We start from the raw sequence: 15,743 nt of genomic DNA, 5'->3' as shown, positions 1-15,743 counted from the left end.
GGCGGGTGAGATAAAATGACCGTGGCGATGAACAACCAGACCACTCTCAGCCGCCCAAGAGGCGGTTCCTTCAAGCGCGACCTGATCGGTGTGATCGTCATCATCGTCTTCGCCGCGCTGGGTTATGTGCTCTTCCCAGACAATCTTGCATTGCTGACCCGCATCCTTGCCGTCGCGCTGCTGGTGCTGTCGCTCGATCTCGTCACCGGATATTGCGGCGTCGCGACGCTCGGGCATGCCGCACTGTTCGGCTCCGGCGCCTATGCGGCCGGCATTCTATCGGCGCATTACGGCATCAACGACCCATTCCTGATGACGATGGGTGGCATCGGCGCCGGTGCGGTCGCGGGACTTCTCTGCGCGGTCATCATGCTGCGCGCCCATGGCCTGCCGCAGCTCGTGCTGTCGATCGCGCTGATCTACCTGTTCCACGAATTCGCCAACAAGGCTTCCTCCTGGACCGGCGGCAGCGACGGCCTTGCCGGCATCATGCCGGATGCGGTGTTCGGCATCTACGAATTCGACCTCTACGGCCACACTGCCTATTTCTTCGGTATTGCGCTGCTCTTGATCGTTTTCGTTCTGCTGCGCATTCTCGTCCGCTCGCCCTTCGGCATGCTGTGTCGCGGCATCAAGGAAGACCCGTTGCGCATTCGCGCCATGGGGGCCTCGCCGAATGCCGCGCTGACCAAGATGTACGTGATCTCCGGTGCGGTAGCCGGCACGGGTGGGGCGCTCAGCGCCATCTCCACCCAGGTCGTGGCGCTCGATGCGCTGTCCTTCACCCAGTCGGCGGAGGCACTGGTCATGCTGGTGCTCGGCGGCACCGGCTCGCTGTTCGGGGCGCTGGCCGGCACGCTGATCTTCATGCTGTTCGAGGATTATGTCTCGGCCGCCAATCCTTTCCATTGGCTGACCATGGTCGGTGTGCTGCTGATCGCGGTGGTGCTCTTCGCGCCGAAGGGCATCTATGGCACCGCCGCCGCATATTTCTCTCGTCGTCGGGAGGGCAGCCAATGAGCGCCGTTTTCGAAGTCAAGAACCTCAAGCGTTCGTTCGGCGGGCTGGTCGTCACCAATGACGTGTCGATCTCCATGGCGCCGGGAGACCGCGTTGCGCTGATCGGCCCGAACGGCGCCGGCAAGACCACATTCGTCAACCTCGTCACCGGCACCATTCCGCCAAGCTCCGGCGAAGTGCGGCTCGGCGGCGAGACGGTCACCAAGGTGGATGCGATCGGCCGGGTGCGGCGCGGGCTTGTGCGCTCCTTCCAGGTGACGCGGCTGTTTCAGGACATGACGCCGGCCGAACATGTGGGCTTGGCCGTCCTGCAGCGAAGTGGTCGTGCCGGCCGGCTGTTCGGCAGCTTCCTGACCATGCCGGATGTGATGGCGGAAGTCTCCGAGCTGCTCGAAAAGCTGGGCCTGGCCGAACTTGCGCATCGCAAGGTCAGCGAGATCGCGTATGGCCAGCAGCGGCTGCTGGAAATCGCCGTGGCTTTGGCGCTGAAGCCGAAAGTGCTGTTGCTCGACGAACCGGCGGCCGGTGTGCCGCAGAGCGATACGGGCCGCATCGAACAGGCGCTTGCCGACCTGCCGAAGGATCTCGCCGTGCTGATGATCGAGCACGACATGGATCTGGTCTTCCGCTTCGCCAAGCGGGTGATCGTGCTTGCCGCCGGCACCATCATATTCGACGGCTTGCCGGCCGATGTCACCAAGGATGCCCGCGTGCGCGAGGCCTATCTCGGAAGTTATGCCCATGCCAGCCACGTCGCTTGAGGTCGAAAACCTGTCCGCCGGATACGGGCCGACGCGGGTTCTGGAAGGCATATCCTTCTCGGTTCCCGCCGGTCAGCGGCTCGCCGTGCTCGGCCGCAACGGCATGGGCAAGACGACGCTGCTTGCCTCGCTCGCCGGCCAGACGAAACGTTACGACGGCCGCATCAAGCTTGGTGGTGCCGATATCTCAACCGCGCCGAGCGCCTCGCGCGCCATTCAGGGCCTCGGTTACGTGCCGCAGGCGCGCTGCATTTTCCCGACGCTGACGGTGGAGGAAAACCTCTTTGTGGGTCTCAAGGCCCGGCCGAAGACGGCGATCGAGGAAGCCTATCAGATGTTCCCGCGGCTGAAAGAACGCCGCCGCAATCTCGGCAATCAGCTTTCCGGCGGCGAACAGCAGATGCTGAGCACGGCCCGCAGCATCCTTGGTCGCCCGTCGGTCCTGCTGCTGGACGAACCGCTGGAAGGTCTGGCGCCGGTCATTTGTGAGGAACTGATGGCAGCCTTTGCCGAATTGGCGAAGACCGGCGACATGACGATCCTGCTCGTCGAACAACGTATCCAGAGCGCGCTCGATTTCGCCGAGCAGGTGATCATCCTCGAGCGTGGACGGCTCGCCTGGTCGGGCACGCCGGAAGCGCTTTCCAAGGATCAGGATACGGTAGAGCGCTTACTCGGCGTCGGCGGCCTGCATTGATCCGATGACCGGCGCCGCTGACGCCGGCGGGTGCAGGGACTTTCCCTGCTATTGTTGAAAATTCAACCTGAAATTGCTCGAAACTATACTGTGGCAATGCAGGGTAATTTCTGATTCATCAAGTTTACGGTGCGTTTGAGACGAATTTCGAAACCGGATATCCGTGTGATATTTTATCGGATTAACGATGATTCCTTGATATATAGCAAATTTACCCGATCTTGGGTGGGTTAAATTTCATAATTATTACACTTCAAATATTTTCCTAGTATAAATTGCAGTTTCTTATATGTTCTATACATCGGCGCAAACTTCAGTTGTCGGCGCAAGGGGGATTCGGAGGTTATCATGGCTACAGTAAAGTACGGTTCGTTGCCGAGCGGCTATCCGCTTAATTTCGAGGCTAATCCGCCGTTGGATTTTATTCTCGGTAATTCCGGGGACTATCACCTCGAAGCGCTGACAAGCACTCGCGCGACCTATGAGTTCGACAATGGCATGTCCATCAGGATCAATGGCACCGGATTCACCAAGGGGCTGGACGGAGACCTCGACGATACGGGAACGATCAGCTCTATTCAGGTCTTTGCCAGTGACGGCAAGACGGTTCTGCAGACGATCACGACGACTTTGAAAACGGAAGCCTTCGTCAATGCGGTGAACGCATTCGATGCGCAGGGAAATCTGCCAAAGCTCGCCGAATGGCTGTTCAACAAGGCCGACACCTTCACCGGCACTGCCGGAGACGATGAGATGTACGGCTTTGGCGGCGACGACATCATGAATGGCGGCGCCGGTGTCGATTATATCCAGGGCGGCGAGGGCAAGGACACTTATGACGGCGGCGCCGGCATCGGCGACCAGCTGAGCTTCCAGGACGCGTATTTCAACGCGAATGCCTACCGGGGCATCGCGCTCGACGTCACCAAGGGAACGGTTATCGATCCCTGGGGCAATAACGAGACATTCAAGAATTTCGAAAGCTTCCGCGGTTCGCAGTTTGCGGACAATATGAAGGGATCCGCTGCCGACGAGGCCTTCATGGGCCTGGGCGGCAAGGACGTCATCGATGGCGGCGGCGGTTTCGACATTGTTCGCTATCATCGCGACGTCAACCGTGGCGGCGACAAGGGCGTGACCGTCGATCTGGCCAAGGGTTACGCAATCGACGGTTTCGGCAAGACCGATACGCTGCTGAATATCGAGGGCGCGCGCGGCACGCAGTTTAAAGATACCTTCACCGGCAGCACGGCCAACAACACCTTCTGGGGTGACAACGGCGACGATACGTTCAATGGCGGCCTCGGCAACGATATCCTGAATGGCGGTGCCGGCAAGGATACCTTCATTTTCAATTCGGTGCTGAATTCCACCAAGAACGTTGACCAGATTCAGGGTTATGTCGTTGCGGACGACATCATCAGACTGGAAAATGCGATCTTTACCAAGCTGACCGGCGTCAACGTTTTGCTGACCGCAGATCAGTTCGTTGCGAACACTTCGGGTGAAGCGACGGATACTAAGGATCGGATCATCTACGAATCCGACACCGGCAACATCTATTACGATGCCGACGGCAGCACCAAGACGATCGCCAAGGTTCTTTTTGCCCATGTCGACGCCGGGTTGAAAATGACGGCAGGTGAATTCTTCATCTTCTGATGCTTGTCGGCCCGGCTTCCTTTCTGGAGGCCGGGCCGCGCTTGTTTTTGCCTCCAGGGCAGGCGGAAATATGCGCAATCTCGCCGCCAAACCGCAGGTTGGCCCCAATATTGCCGATATCCAAAATATATCTCGGCTTGGCGGGGCTTTGGGCAAATATTATTCACGCCTTTGATCCAGCATATTTCAGAATTGCGCCCAATCTTCCAGCCGGGTATGGACAGGCGGGATACAGCCAAAAGTTTAGAGAGTTGAAGATGGCCGAGCAGGGCATCGTTTCCACGGGGGCGGGCGACAGGGATGTTGCCCAGGATGCATTCCGGCGCAGCCGTGGCGGCCTTCTGGTCGTTGGTTTCGCCAGCGCGCTGATCAACATCCTTTATCTGACCAGCTCGTTCTTCATGCTGCAGGTCTATGATCGAGTCATCCCGAGCCGCAGTATTCCGTCTCTCATTGCGCTCAGCCTTCTGGCCCTGCTGCTCTACGCCTTCCAGGGCGCTTTCGAACTGGCGCGCAGCCGCATGCTGATGCGGATTTCCGGAATTTTCGACGAGGTGATGAGCAAGCGCGTCTTCAAGGCGATGCTGAAGGCGCCGATCAAGACCCGCGGCGCTTCCGATGGCCTGTCGATGATGCGCGATTTTGACCAGGTCCGCTCCTTCCTGTCGAGCCCGGGACCGGGCGCCTTCTTCGATCTGCCGTGGATGCCGCTTTATCTCGCCATCTGCTTCATGTTCCATCCGGTCATCGGCTATATCGCCATCGGCGGCGCGCTGGTGCTGATGCTGCTCACCTATCTCACCAATCGCAGCACGCAGGTTTCCGCCAAGCAGGTGCACGAACTCGGCAGCCAGCGCACCAGCCAGATGTCGGCGGCGCAGCGCAATGCCGAGGTGATCGAGGCTATGGGCATGAGCGAGGATCTTGCCCGCGCATGGTCCACCAGCAACGACAATTACCGCCACACCTACCGCCGCAATTCCGATACGGCGAACAGCTATGCCACGATCTCGAAGATTTTTCGTGTGGCGCTGCAGTCCGGCGTGCTTGCGGCAGGTGCGATCCTGGTGATCGAGAACCAAGCCTCCGGCGGCATTATCATCGCATCGTCGATCCTCACCTCGCGTGCGCTTGCACCGGTCGAGCAGGCGATCGCCAACTGGCGCGGTTTCGTGCAGGCGCAGCAATCGTGGAAGCGGCTGAAGCAGATGCTTGCGGCGTTGCCCGAGGCTGCCGTGCCGCTGGCGCTGCCCAAGCCGCAGAAGAGCGTCGTTGTCGACAACCTGACTGCAGGCCCTCCGGGCAAGCAGGAAATCATCGTTTCCGGCGTCAGTTTCACGATCGAGGCCGGCAGCGCGCTGGGTGTCATCGGCCCGAGCGCCTCCGGCAAGTCGTCCATGGTGCGTGCCATGACCGGCATCTGGCCAATCTATCGCGGCTCGGTTCGCCTGGATGGCGCAGCGCTCGATCAATGGGATGACGCTGCCCGTGGCCGCAATGTCGGTTATCTGCCGCAGGATATCGAACTGTTCTCCGGGACGGTGGCGCAGAACATCGCGCGGTTCCAGCCGGATGCGACGGCCGAGGCAATCATCGACGCGGCAAGAATGGCCGGCGTTCATGAGCTGGTACTGAAACTGCCGAGCGGCTACGAGACGGAGATCGGGCCGGGTGGCTCGATGTTGTCGGCCGGCCAGCGGCAGCGCATCGCGCTTGCACGTGCGCTTTACGGCGATCCTTTCCTCGTCATTCTCGACGAACCGAATTCCAACCTCGATGCCGATGGCGAAAACGCGCTGAGCGAAGCGATCATCCGCATCCGCAAGCGGGGCGGCGTCGCCATCGTGGTGGCGCATCGCCCGAGCGCGCTGGCCGGCGTCGATCTGGTGCTGATGATGAAGGATGGCCGCAGCGCGGCCTTCGGCCCGAAGGATGAAGTTCTGTCGAAGATCCTGCGGCCGCAGGGGCCGGTCTCGGATCGTCCCGCACCGCTGAAGATCGTCGGCGAACCGCAGGAGTCCTGAGCATGAATATGGTTGTTTCACAGCACTCCCTGCGCCGCCACATGCTGTTTGTCGGCGTTCTCGGTTTGGCACTCGTCGGCGGTGTCGGCGGCTGGGCCGCGACGACGACGCTGTCCAACGCGGTTGTCGGCGAAGGCACTGTCATCATCGACGACAACGTCAAGAAGGTTCAGCATCTGACCGGCGGCATTGTCTCCGAACTGTTCGTCCGGGAAGGCCAGCATGTGAAGGCCGGCGACGTGCTGCTGCAGCTCGACGGTACATCGCTGCGCGCCAATCTCGGCATCATCAACAGCACGCTGGCGCAGCTTTATGCGCGCCGCACACGCCTGCAGGCCGAGCGTGCCGACAAGGACACCCTTTCGGTCGATGATATTGCCGCAAGCGGCGTCGATGTGAAGGCCAACAAGTTGCTCATCGACGGTGAGCTGCAGCTGTTTGAGACACGGCGTTCGGCGCTGGCGGGCATGAAGAAACAGCTCGGAGAGCGCAAGGGTCAGCTTGCCCAGGAAATCGAAGGCCACACGATCCAGCTGAAGGCAACCGAGGACGCCACCAAGCTGATCGACGAGGAATATCAGGCGATCAATTCGCTTTACGAAAAGCAGATCGTCACCATGCAGCGGGTCAACGCGCTGAAGCGTCAGCGCGTTGAACTGGACGGCAACAGGGGCCAGCGCCTGGCGGCCCGGGCTCAGGCGGAAGGTCGTATCAGCGAAATCAACCTGCAGATCCTGCAGCTTGGCGAAGATCGCCGGTCGGAAAACGCCAAGGACCTGACCGAGGTCGAAGCCAACGCAGCCGAGATGGAGGAGCGCCGTGTCGCGATCCTCGACCAGCTGAAGCGGCTCGATCTGCGCGCGCCCATGGATGGCCGCGTCTACCAGCTGGCCGTGCACACGGTCGGCGGCGTCGTCAATCCCGGTGAAGCACTGATGCTGCTGGCGCCGGATACCCGCAACCTGACGGTCGAAGCGAAGATCGCGTCGCGCAATATCGACTCCGTCACGCCTGGCCAGAAGGTCGACGTGCGTTTCAGCGCCTTCGACCAGCGCACGACGCCGGAAGTCGAAGGTGAAGTGGTTTCCGTTTCGCCGGATATCGTCGTTGATCAACGTACCGGGGCCAGTTATTATCCTGTGCGGATCAAGCCTTCGGCGGAAACGCTGGCGAACCTGAAAAGCATGGCGCTTTATCCCGGCATGCCGGCGGAAGTGTTCATCAAGGTTGCCGACCGCAGCGTGGTTTCCTATTTCATGAAGCCGCTTACCGACCAGATCAATCACACTTTCCGCGAGGAATAGGCTTGGCGAATAGCCCCGAATGATCGTGATCCTGCGTCCCTCGGCGTGGGGTAACCATTTGGTGTGGAAACAAAAGCCGTCTCTCATCGTTCGCGTATCATCAGCCATCCTCAAGGGAGATTTTCGATGGAGATGACACGCCGGACCGTTCTGGCCGCAAGCGCATTCACTGCGGCTGCCGCCGTTTTCCCGAGGCCGAATATCGCGCGGGCGGCTTTGCCGATCACGCAGCCGGCCCTGCCGTTCAAGGAAGATGCGCTGGCGCCGTCGATCTCGGCGAAAACGGTCGGGCTGCATTACGGCAAGCACCACAAGGCTTATTTCGATAAGCTGAACCAGTTCGCTGCGGGTACGAAATATGCGGACATGGATCTTGTGGGGATCGTCAAGGCATCGGCCAAGTCCGATGCGGACAAGAAGATCTTCAATCAGGCGGCCCAGGCGTGGAACCACGTTGCCTATTGGGAACAGTTCGTGCCCGGCGGCCCGAACCGGCCGGACGGCGAGCTGGCCGGCATGATCAACGACACGTTCAAGGGATATGACGGGTTCATCGAGCGGGCGATTGCCGCTTCCGATCAGGTGTTCGGCACGGGTTGGGTATGGCTGACGCGCGACGATGGCAACAAGCTGGCGCTGGTCGGTTACGAGGACGGCAACAATCCCGTCGCGGTCGGGCGTCCTCCCTATCTCGGCATCGATATCTGGGAACACGCCTATTATCTCGATTACGAGAACCGCAAGCCGGAGCATATCAAGGCCGTGCTGGACAAGCTGGTGAACTGGCGTGTCGTGGCGGACCGGATGAAGGCCTGACGGCTGATCGACTATCGAACGGGGTGTTCGGCCGTGCGCCGCGAGGCAAACGGCCGGCGTCCCTTCAGGAGGTGCTGGACCGGCTTTTCCAGCAGTTCGTAGCCGGCTATGCCCACGAGAGTGCCGGTCACGACGGCAATGGCGAGCGTCAAGGGCGGCGCCAGCGACAGCATCAGGCCGAGCTTGACGATCACCGAGACGGCGAATGTGTGCCACAGGTAGATCGAATAGGAACTGTCGCCGAGATAGGTCAGCATTCGCGAGACCGGAAGCTTTCCCGAAGCCTCGACCCCAAGCGCGCCCATTACCAGCATGAAGGCGAGCGGGCCGCAGGACCATGCATCGAATTCCAGCTTGAACACCTGGATCGCGGCAAATCCGGCGATCGACAGGACCACCAGAAACGCGCCGATGACCGGGGAGGGCAGGCGATTGGCCTGCCAGAGCTTTGCGAGCGCCGCTCCCGCCACGAATTCCAGGATGACCGGGGCCGTATAGAAACCAAGGATCGGGTTTTCTGCCTCCAGCAGGACACCGCCCGCAACGAGCAGGCCGAAGATGGCAGCGAGTGCAGCGAGCCGGATGCCGGGTTTCAGGAAAAGTACCAGCGCGAAGATTGCATAAAAGAAAATCTCGTAGTTCAGCGTCCAGCCCTGCACGAGAACCGGCCAAAGGTCGCCGGTGCTCGGCGATGCGACGGGCAGGAACAGGAACGAGCCCAGTATATGGGCGAATTCGAGCTTCAGGTTAGGGAAAAGGCCGGCGACTGCACCGACAATCATCAGCAGGGTGGCCGCCCAATAGGCCGGGGCGATGCGCAGAAGGCGATTGCGGAAAAAGGCGACCGGGCTGGTCGGGCTCGCATCGCTGATCGCCATCATGATGAAGCCGCTGACGACGAAGAAGATATCCACCCCGGCGGCGCCGATGGTGAACGGCATGCCGGTTCGCTCTCCGGCATGGAAAACCACGACGGCAAGGGCTGCGAAGGCTCTCAGATACTGGATCGAATAGAGCGTGCGCATGATCAGCTTGCCTGCATCGTCGTCGGGTTCGGAAGATACTGGTCGAAATAGGCGCGTGCCGGTGCGGTTCTCGGCAGGGTCAGCTTGCCGGCGGTGAAATAGAACAGGAAGGAGCCGACATGATAGGGGTTCATGATGTCGATCTCCACGAAAGAGCGGACCAGAAGCAGCGTGCCGATGCCGAAGCAGAGCAGCGCTTCCGGCGTCCGTCCCATCGTCAATAGCCGCTTGAGATAGCTGCCGAGGATGGTCAGCAGGATGGTGACGATAAGCAGGGTTCCGACAAGGCCGGTCTCCACCATCGTCTCGATATAGGTGTTGTGGAAGTGGAAGCCGCTGCGGCCGGTGATGAAGAACTCATCCCAAAGGCGTTCCGCATCCGCAAAACCCGGCACCCAGTAACCCTGATAACCGATACCGAGGAACGGATTCTGACCGGCAGCGGCGATGCCCTGCTGCCAGAGATAGGTGCGGCCGGTCAGCGTCGAGTCCTTGCCGAAGACGCCGAGAACCGCATCCGCCGCGCCAAGCTGCAGGCCCGCGACACCTGCCACGATCGCGAGTACCACGGCGGCGGCGAAGAAGAAGCGACGGTTTTTCGGTGCCAGGAACATGAAGCCCTGCAGGCCGATGCAGAGTGCCACGACCGCGACCGTGGTGATGACCGAGGTTGCCGATTGTGAGGCGAGCAGCGAATAAGCCGAGATCAGGCTGATGATGCCGGCCGCCGCGAACCAGAGGCGGCGAGCGCCGAAAATCATCACGGTGGCATAGGAGAAGAAGATGCCGAGCGAGGCGTAAAAGCCGAGCTGGTTCTTCGACGAGAAGGCGCCGACGAAACTATAACTGCCGTCGATGACGTCATAGAGATAGTTGCCGAACAGCAGCGAATAGGCCAGCACCACAGCCACGCCGACGATGGCGCCGCGCGTCAGCGTCTGCAGGCTGATCGTGCGCATGGCGACCAGTGCGCAGACGATATGGGTCATGTACTGGATCGCGGTTCGAAGCGACGTGCCGAAGGCCGGCGACCAGAAGGCCGAGACGAAGCAGAACAGCGCGAACGAAAAGATCCAGAGGTATTTGATGTAATTGCCGAGCACCCGCCGATAGTCGGCGAGCACCAGCAGGAACCAGACGCCGTAATAACCGAGGATCGAAATCTGCCCGAATTTGGCCGAATAGGCGAAAACGAAGAAGGACAGCGCGATGGCCGCGATGCCATAGGCTTCGTTTCTCTCCGGATCGATCAGGGCAGACTTGGCGATCTTCATGCAGGTCTCGAGGCCTTTACTGCATCAGGAGTTCGGAGGTGACCTTCACGACATCGCCCGGCAACAGCCGGTCGTTTTCGCTGACCACGACCTCTTTCGGTCCCTTGCCGTCGTCACGGACGACCACGTATTTGATCGTCGCATCTTTGGCGGAGGGATCGAACTTCAAGGCCTCTGCCGATTGCGCCAGCGCCTCCGACATCAGTTCACGGCTGGTGCCGAGCTGCAGGCCGAGCTTTTCGAGTTCGGCTTCGGTGTCCTGCAATTCCTTGGCGCGCTGGGCTTCCCAGTCGTTGCGCAGGTTGATCTCGTCCTGGTTCGCCTTGTTGATATCCTGCTTGGCGCGAAGTGCTGCGGTATCCGTATCGAGCATGTTGGATTCGAGATCGGCGGCCCGTTCTTCCGAAGTCAGGCGGCGGCTAGCGGTGGCAAGGCCCTGTTCGGTGAGCCTCGCCATCTTGTCGCGATCCTCGCTGACCAGTTGCAGCTGGTTTTTCTGGGTCGCGGATTTCTGGGACAGCGACTGGACTTCAGTGTTCAGCAGCGTCTTCAGATCGGCCAGCGCCTGTAATTGCAGTTCATAACGTTGCCGGCGGGATTTCATCAGCGAGGCCTCGCTGGCGATCAGCTGATCGGCATTCGGCACGTCCTTGAGTTCCGGCGGTACTTTGAGCTCGGCCTCGCCGGCGACTTCCGCCATCAGGCGGGCCTTGCGGGCGAGAAGCCGGCCACGTTCCGAACCGTAGACCTGAGCATCGCCGCGGGCGTTGATGAAATCACGGGCAAAACGCTGGCCTGCATCGGAGCGGCGCAGGCCGCCTGCGAGGCTGACGGCCTTCAGGACGGTGAGATTGGGGGCATAAGGATATTCGCCGGGCGTGTGAACGTCTCCCGCCAGAAAGACCGGACGGAATTGTGCGACTTCGACGGAAGCCGACGGCAGGTTGCGAAGCGCGAACTGGCTGCGCAACTGGTCACCGATCGCCTTGGCCACCTCGCCGGTGGATTTGCCGGCGGCCGGCACGTCGCCCAGGAAGGGGAGCGACAGCGAGCCGGTCGGCCCGACGGTATATTCGCCGCTGACCGCATCCCAGCTGCGGACGGTGCCGTCAGCCGGTTGCCATTCGGCGACCTTGATCTTCAACCGGTCCATTACCCCCAAACGATAACCGCTGTCTTGGGCGAGGGTGGGTGCAATGGACCCGGCCAGCGCGATCGTCGCGCCGGCCAGAAGGCATAAAACACGCAGGCTCCTTGCGGAGGCGATCTTCTGCTGCATGGAGTTTTTCCTCAAAGGGCGCGGGCAAGTCCGCGTATGGATTTGGCCGCGCTCAGGATTTTTGATGCCACGATGCCGGACCGGATTGGGAGGAGGGGCCGCGGATTGCGTGGAGAAGGAGGTGATGTGATCAGTAGCTGCCGCGGGCGAGGCACACGGCGGGAATGGTTTTAACGATGATCATGACATCGCCGATCAGCGTCCAGTTCTGGACATACTGAGTATCGAAGGCGATGCGGGTTTCATAGGAGACGTCGTTGCGGCCGCTGATCTGCCAGAGGCCGGTCAGGCCCGGGCGGGTCTTGAGATAGAAGCCTGCGAAGCTGTCATAAAGGTTCAGCTCCTCATCGACGACGGGACGTGGCCCGACGACGCTCATCTCACCCCGGATGATGTTGAAGAGCTGTGGCAGCTCATCGAGGCTGAGCTTGCGCAGCACCGTGCCGATCACGGTCACCCGTGGATCGAATTTCAGCTTGCGGGTCGCCTTCCATTCTTCGGCGGCCTGGGGGTTATCACGCAGGAAATTACGCAGGATCTCGTCGCCATTGACGGCCATCGTGCGGAACTTGAGGCATTTGAAGATGCGGCCGTTATGGCCGATCCGGCTATGACCGTAGAAAATCGGTCCCTTGTCGGAAAACTTCACCAGCGCCGCAATCATCAGGAAAAGCGGGCTGAACAGCAAAAGAGCGAGCGCAGCCGACGTGATGTCGAAACTGCGTTTGACCAAGCCGCCGGTCGGAAGAGCGATCTCGGCTTGTGTCATTTTTGAAAACGGCGTTTCTGCCGATCGTGTCGCTGACTTCATAGAGAAAGCTCCATTTACGCTTTGCGATAGGTCGGGTGCCATGACGGCGTGTTCGGTCCTTATGGGATAACAAGTCTGTGGTCGGAATTTGATCTTGGTCAAAATTTTCCGATGGCTGAACGCAGGGGTAAATCACTACCACCGATATCCGGCCCACGTAGTCCCGCTCTATTGAACCTCTTCCGGAATTTGCACGGTTTCTATTTCCGATGATCTGTATTGGCTGGCGCCGCACAAATAGATGTCGAGCTCGTTCATCTAAACATCACGAGCTAGCCTCCATCTCTTCCAGCTATACTCATGTCCGCTTCCTTGGAGTGCCGACCAAAGTATCTTGCGCATAGGACCAAAGGCCCATGATTTTTGCGCTGCAATACAATGCTGCGGCGCAACAATGGCGCGCAGCAGATGCTGATCTTTGTAATAAAAGTTGATTGGGAAAATCCGTATCGGAGCCGGACTCGGAAATGCCGGTTGGAAATCGTGCCGAATCGCGGCCGAATTGCGGCAAAATCTGGGCCAAGACATCTTGGTGCCTTGCGTCCGGAAGAGAAGATGACAGAGAGATTTGTTCGGAACCTCCAGAACCTTACGAAAGTTTCACCACTGGTCTGGCATAATCGAGGTCGCTAAACTTGCATCCTCTCCGGCAGGCTCATATGCTTGTTTTCTTGGGAGAGGAGCCCAAAAGACAGACGTACTGAACAGTTTTGTTCGGGAGGATAGATCATGTACGCACCGCGCGTCCTTATCAGCATGACGATGGTGCTGCTCGTGTTTGCGGTGTCTGCGTATTTCATTTCCGGTTCCGTCTATACCGCGCTTATACACACGCTGATCTGCGCCGTGATTCTGCAGGTCGGATATTTCGTCGGCGTCCTCTATTTGGTCAGCCGCGAAAAGAAGCTGCGCGAGGAAAGCCTGCCGCCTGAAACCGCGGCGGCCAAGAAAGACAATCGTCGGGAAGGCCTGCGGGCCGATACCGCGCCGAACGTGCCGGCCGGCGATACCTGACACGCATTTTTTGACCTTTTCCACATCAGGGCCATTTTCCTCGTGTCGATAGTTTCTATCGATGCAACAGGAGATGGCCATGGCTGAAACCGCCGCCCAGACGATCTGTGTCATCATCGCGGCCAAGAACGCCGCCGATACGATCGGGATCGCGATCCAATCCGCCTTGAACGAGGTTTATGTCAGCGAGGTCGTCGTGGTCGATGACGGCTCCACCGACAGGACCGCCGCCGTGGCACGCGAGACCGATGACGGGTCGGGGCGGCTGAGCGTGGTGTCCTTCGCCGAGAATCGCGGCCCGTCGGCCGCCCGCAATCATGCGATCTCGATATCCAGCGCGCCGCTGATCGCCATTCTCGATGCGGACGATTTCTATTTTCCGGGCCGGTTCGCGCCGATGATGGCGGAGGACGGCTGGGACATGATCGCCGACAATATCGCTTTCATCTACGATCCGGCGGAATTCCTGCATCCGGAGCGGTTCGAGGCACGGGCGCGCACCATGTCGCTCGTCGAATTCGTCGACGGTAATATATCCAGACGCGGCGTGCAACGCGGCGAGACGGGCTTCCTGAAGCCGGTGATGAGCCGCGCATTCCTCGACACGCATGGCCTGCGTTATCGGGAAGAGATGCGGCTTGGCGAGGACTATGATTTCTACGTTCGCGCACTGGCCAGGGGTGCCCGTTACAAGGTGATCGAGCATTGCGGTTACGGCGCGATCGTACGCGGCGATTCGCTCAGCAGCCGGCACCGCACGGCGGACCTGCAGACGTTTTATGAAGCGGATGAGGCGATCATCGCCGACCCGGCTTTGCCTTCAAAAGCGCGCGCCTCGGTGCGGCGGCATCGCGACCACATCCGTGATAAATACGAGCTGCGGGCTTTTCTGGATGTGAAGCGCGAAGGCGGAAAGATCGCGGCGATCCGCCATATGCTGGCGCGGCCGCAAGCACTGCCCGCCGTCGCTGGCGGGATTTTGCGCGACAAGCTGGACGGGCTCCGGGCAAGGACGGCGAAGGCGCCGGCCGAGCCGGTCGCCACTCGCTATCTGCTGCCCGGCATTCCTGCCGTTCAGAAATAATCGCGTCTGATTTCCTTCAAAACGGAGCGGAAGCGGTGCTTCCGCTCCTCCAGCACGCCATCGGGGCTGAGCCGCGGTTCGGCCCGGCTTGCCTGCCAGAGCGCCAGAACGGAAGGCGCGGCCAGGAACTGTTTCGCCATGCCGCGCAGGCCGGTCTGGGCCGGTTGAGGGCGCGTCAGCACCTCGCCATGTTCCGTGGGGCGCTGTTCTTCGGGCGCTTGGCCCGCTGGTAGCTGGCCGTCGAAGCTGACGCCCCAGAAGCGCTCCTTCTTGGCGACGGCTTCCGCCCTGGTCGAGACCGGCACATAACGCGGCTCATAGGTGGTGCCGACCGAGCTTGCCCAGTCGTTCCATTTGAAATTGTTGATGGATCGGGACGTGCTGACCGCGACCCACGGCACGCGAAAGGCGTCCGCCAGGATGGCGCCATGCATGGATTCGGCGATGATCAGTTCCGACTGGGCGATGTGACGAATGACGGCTTTCGCCTCGCCGCGCGGATCGAGATAGGTCAGCCCGACCGGCTCGCAGACCGCCTGCCACATGCCGAATTCGGCTGATTCCCAATGGGGTATGAAGGTCTTCTTGTGGATCTTCGGCAGATGCTGGAATTCCGGCATGTCGGCAATCATCGCAGCCGGATCGGTGATCGCGATATCGTTCGGAAGGCCGAGTTTTTCCGCCGTCAGCGGGCCGCGCACGGCGCGCACGTCCCATTCGTCCGTGTCGCAGATATCCGGCGGGGTGCCATAGCCATAACCGCTGCCGACGACGAGTTTTTTCTGGCCGGCGGGCAGCAGGACCGGGTTCAGGACCGTGCCGACGCCGACCAGCAGCACATCCGGCTGGACGTCGCGGAAGCCGGGCAATAGCTCATCCCAGAGCCAGAGATTGAGATCGTCGCCGAAATTGCCGTGATGGGATTCCCAGTAGTACGCTTTCATGCGGAGTCTCCTTGGGATTGAAATTCGT

Annotated in this window: 14 protein-coding genes; 9 read left to right on the top strand and 5 right to left on the bottom strand. The window is 60.4% G+C overall.

Annotation, left to right across the window (positions count from 1 at the left end):
• Positions 1-15 precede the first annotated feature (15 nt).
• The 7 genes from KX729_RS27955 (at position 16) to KX729_RS27925 (ending at position 8,284) form a co-directional block, all read left to right on the top strand.
• Entirely contained in the window at positions 16-1,020 is a 1,005-nt protein-coding gene (locus KX729_RS27955; protein WP_219745766.1) for a branched-chain amino acid ABC transporter permease, read from the top strand.
• Positions 1,017-1,781, top strand: coding sequence for an ABC transporter ATP-binding protein (locus KX729_RS27950; RefSeq protein ID WP_219745765.1), 765 nt, complete (start codon positions 1,017-1,019; stop codon positions 1,779-1,781). Before KX729_RS27955 ends, KX729_RS27950 begins: the two co-directional genes overlap by 4 nt.
• Complete coding sequence (locus KX729_RS27945; protein WP_219745764.1) at positions 1,762-2,478, top strand: ABC transporter ATP-binding protein; 717 nt, start codon at positions 1,762-1,764, stop codon at positions 2,476-2,478. Before KX729_RS27950 ends, KX729_RS27945 begins: the two co-directional genes overlap by 20 nt.
• A gap of 348 nt (positions 2,479-2,826) precedes the next feature.
• Positions 2,827-4,140 (top strand): calcium-binding protein, encoded by a 1,314-nt coding sequence (locus KX729_RS27940; RefSeq protein ID WP_219745763.1) that lies wholly within the window; start codon positions 2,827-2,829, stop codon positions 4,138-4,140.
• Between the two features lie 257 nt (positions 4,141-4,397).
• On the top strand, positions 4,398-6,164 hold the full coding sequence (locus KX729_RS27935) for a type I secretion system permease/ATPase (RefSeq protein WP_219745762.1): 1,767 nt from the start codon (positions 4,398-4,400) through the stop codon (positions 6,162-6,164).
• 2 nt (positions 6,165-6,166) lie between these two features.
• Positions 6,167-7,468, top strand: coding sequence for an HlyD family type I secretion periplasmic adaptor subunit (locus KX729_RS27930; protein WP_219745761.1), 1,302 nt, complete (start codon positions 6,167-6,169; stop codon positions 7,466-7,468).
• Positions 7,469-7,594: 126 nt separating this feature from the next.
• Complete coding sequence (locus tag KX729_RS27925) at positions 7,595-8,284, top strand: superoxide dismutase (protein ID WP_219745760.1); 690 nt, start codon at positions 7,595-7,597, stop codon at positions 8,282-8,284.
• Between the two features lie 11 nt (positions 8,285-8,295).
• On the opposite strand, the gene KX729_RS27920 is transcribed toward KX729_RS27925, so the two are convergent.
• From KX729_RS27920 to KX729_RS27905, 4 genes are all read right to left on the bottom strand, one after another.
• Complete coding sequence (locus KX729_RS27920; RefSeq protein WP_219745759.1) at positions 8,296-9,309, bottom strand: acyltransferase family protein; 1,014 nt, start codon at positions 9,307-9,309, stop codon at positions 8,296-8,298.
• Positions 9,310-9,311: 2 nt separating this feature from the next.
• Complete coding sequence (locus KX729_RS27915; protein ID WP_219745758.1) at positions 9,312-10,583, bottom strand: O-antigen ligase family protein; 1,272 nt, start codon at positions 10,581-10,583, stop codon at positions 9,312-9,314.
• Between the two features lie 16 nt (positions 10,584-10,599).
• Positions 10,600-11,862, bottom strand: coding sequence for a polysaccharide biosynthesis/export family protein (locus tag KX729_RS27910; protein ID WP_219745757.1), 1,263 nt, complete (start codon positions 11,860-11,862; stop codon positions 10,600-10,602).
• Between the two features lie 130 nt (positions 11,863-11,992).
• Positions 11,993-12,673, bottom strand: a complete 681-nt coding sequence (locus tag KX729_RS27905) for a sugar transferase (protein WP_025554975.1) — start codon at positions 12,671-12,673, stop codon at positions 11,993-11,995.
• A gap of 729 nt (positions 12,674-13,402) precedes the next feature.
• On the opposite strand from KX729_RS27905, the gene KX729_RS27900 reads away from it, so the two are divergent.
• Complete coding sequence (locus KX729_RS27900) at positions 13,403-13,687, top strand: exopolysaccharide production repressor protein (RefSeq protein WP_219745756.1); 285 nt, start codon at positions 13,403-13,405, stop codon at positions 13,685-13,687.
• Positions 13,688-13,766: 79 nt separating this feature from the next.
• On the top strand, positions 13,767-14,771 hold the full coding sequence (locus tag KX729_RS27895) for a glycosyltransferase family 2 protein (RefSeq protein WP_219745755.1): 1,005 nt from the start codon (positions 13,767-13,769) through the stop codon (positions 14,769-14,771).
• Here the strand turns inward: KX729_RS27895 and KX729_RS27890 are convergent.
• A complete protein-coding gene (locus tag KX729_RS27890) occupies positions 14,762-15,715 on the bottom strand; it encodes a polysaccharide pyruvyl transferase family protein (protein ID WP_219745754.1) in 954 nt (317 codons plus the stop codon). The two genes, KX729_RS27895 and KX729_RS27890, sit on opposite strands and share 10 nt — an antisense overlap.
• Between the last annotated feature and the right edge of the window lie 28 nt (positions 15,716-15,743).

Origin of the sequence: Neorhizobium populisoli (genome assembly GCF_019430945.1) — a bacterium.
Lineage (GTDB): Bacteria > Pseudomonadota > Alphaproteobacteria > Rhizobiales > Rhizobiaceae > Neorhizobium > Neorhizobium populisoli.
Note: the sequence above shows the minus strand (reverse complement) of the source record. Positions and strands in the feature narration are given on the sequence as shown.

Bases quoted from the DNA above. Each gene is read 5' to 3' on its own strand.
- KX729_RS27955 (WP_219745766.1), top strand. From the start codon at position 16: ATGACCGTGGCGATGAACAACCAGACCACTCTCAGCCGCCCAAGAGGC.
- KX729_RS27950 (WP_219745765.1), top strand. From the start codon at position 1,017: ATGAGCGCCGTTTTCGAAGTCAAGAACCTCAAGCGTTCGTTCGGCGGG.
- KX729_RS27945 (WP_219745764.1), top strand. From the start codon at position 1,762: ATGCCAGCCACGTCGCTTGAGGTCGAAAACCTGTCCGCCGGATACGGG.
- KX729_RS27940 (WP_219745763.1), top strand. From the start codon at position 2,827: ATGGCTACAGTAAAGTACGGTTCGTTGCCGAGCGGCTATCCGCTTAAT.
- KX729_RS27935 (WP_219745762.1), top strand. From the start codon at position 4,398: ATGGCCGAGCAGGGCATCGTTTCCACGGGGGCGGGCGACAGGGATGTT.
- KX729_RS27930 (WP_219745761.1), top strand. From the start codon at position 6,167: ATGAATATGGTTGTTTCACAGCACTCCCTGCGCCGCCACATGCTGTTT.
- KX729_RS27925 (WP_219745760.1), top strand. From the start codon at position 7,595: ATGGAGATGACACGCCGGACCGTTCTGGCCGCAAGCGCATTCACTGCG.
- KX729_RS27920 (WP_219745759.1), bottom strand. From the start codon at position 9,309: ATGCGCACGCTCTATTCGATCCAGTATCTGAGAGCCTTCGCAGCCCTT.
- KX729_RS27915 (WP_219745758.1), bottom strand. From the start codon at position 10,583: ATGAAGATCGCCAAGTCTGCCCTGATCGATCCGGAGAGAAACGAAGCC.
- KX729_RS27910 (WP_219745757.1), bottom strand. From the start codon at position 11,862: ATGCAGCAGAAGATCGCCTCCGCAAGGAGCCTGCGTGTTTTATGCCTT.
- KX729_RS27905 (WP_025554975.1), bottom strand. From the start codon at position 12,673: ATGAAGTCAGCGACACGATCGGCAGAAACGCCGTTTTCAAAAATGACA.
- KX729_RS27900 (WP_219745756.1), top strand. From the start codon at position 13,403: ATGTACGCACCGCGCGTCCTTATCAGCATGACGATGGTGCTGCTCGTG.
- KX729_RS27895 (WP_219745755.1), top strand. From the start codon at position 13,767: ATGGCTGAAACCGCCGCCCAGACGATCTGTGTCATCATCGCGGCCAAG.
- KX729_RS27890 (WP_219745754.1), bottom strand. From the start codon at position 15,715: ATGAAAGCGTACTACTGGGAATCCCATCACGGCAATTTCGGCGACGAT.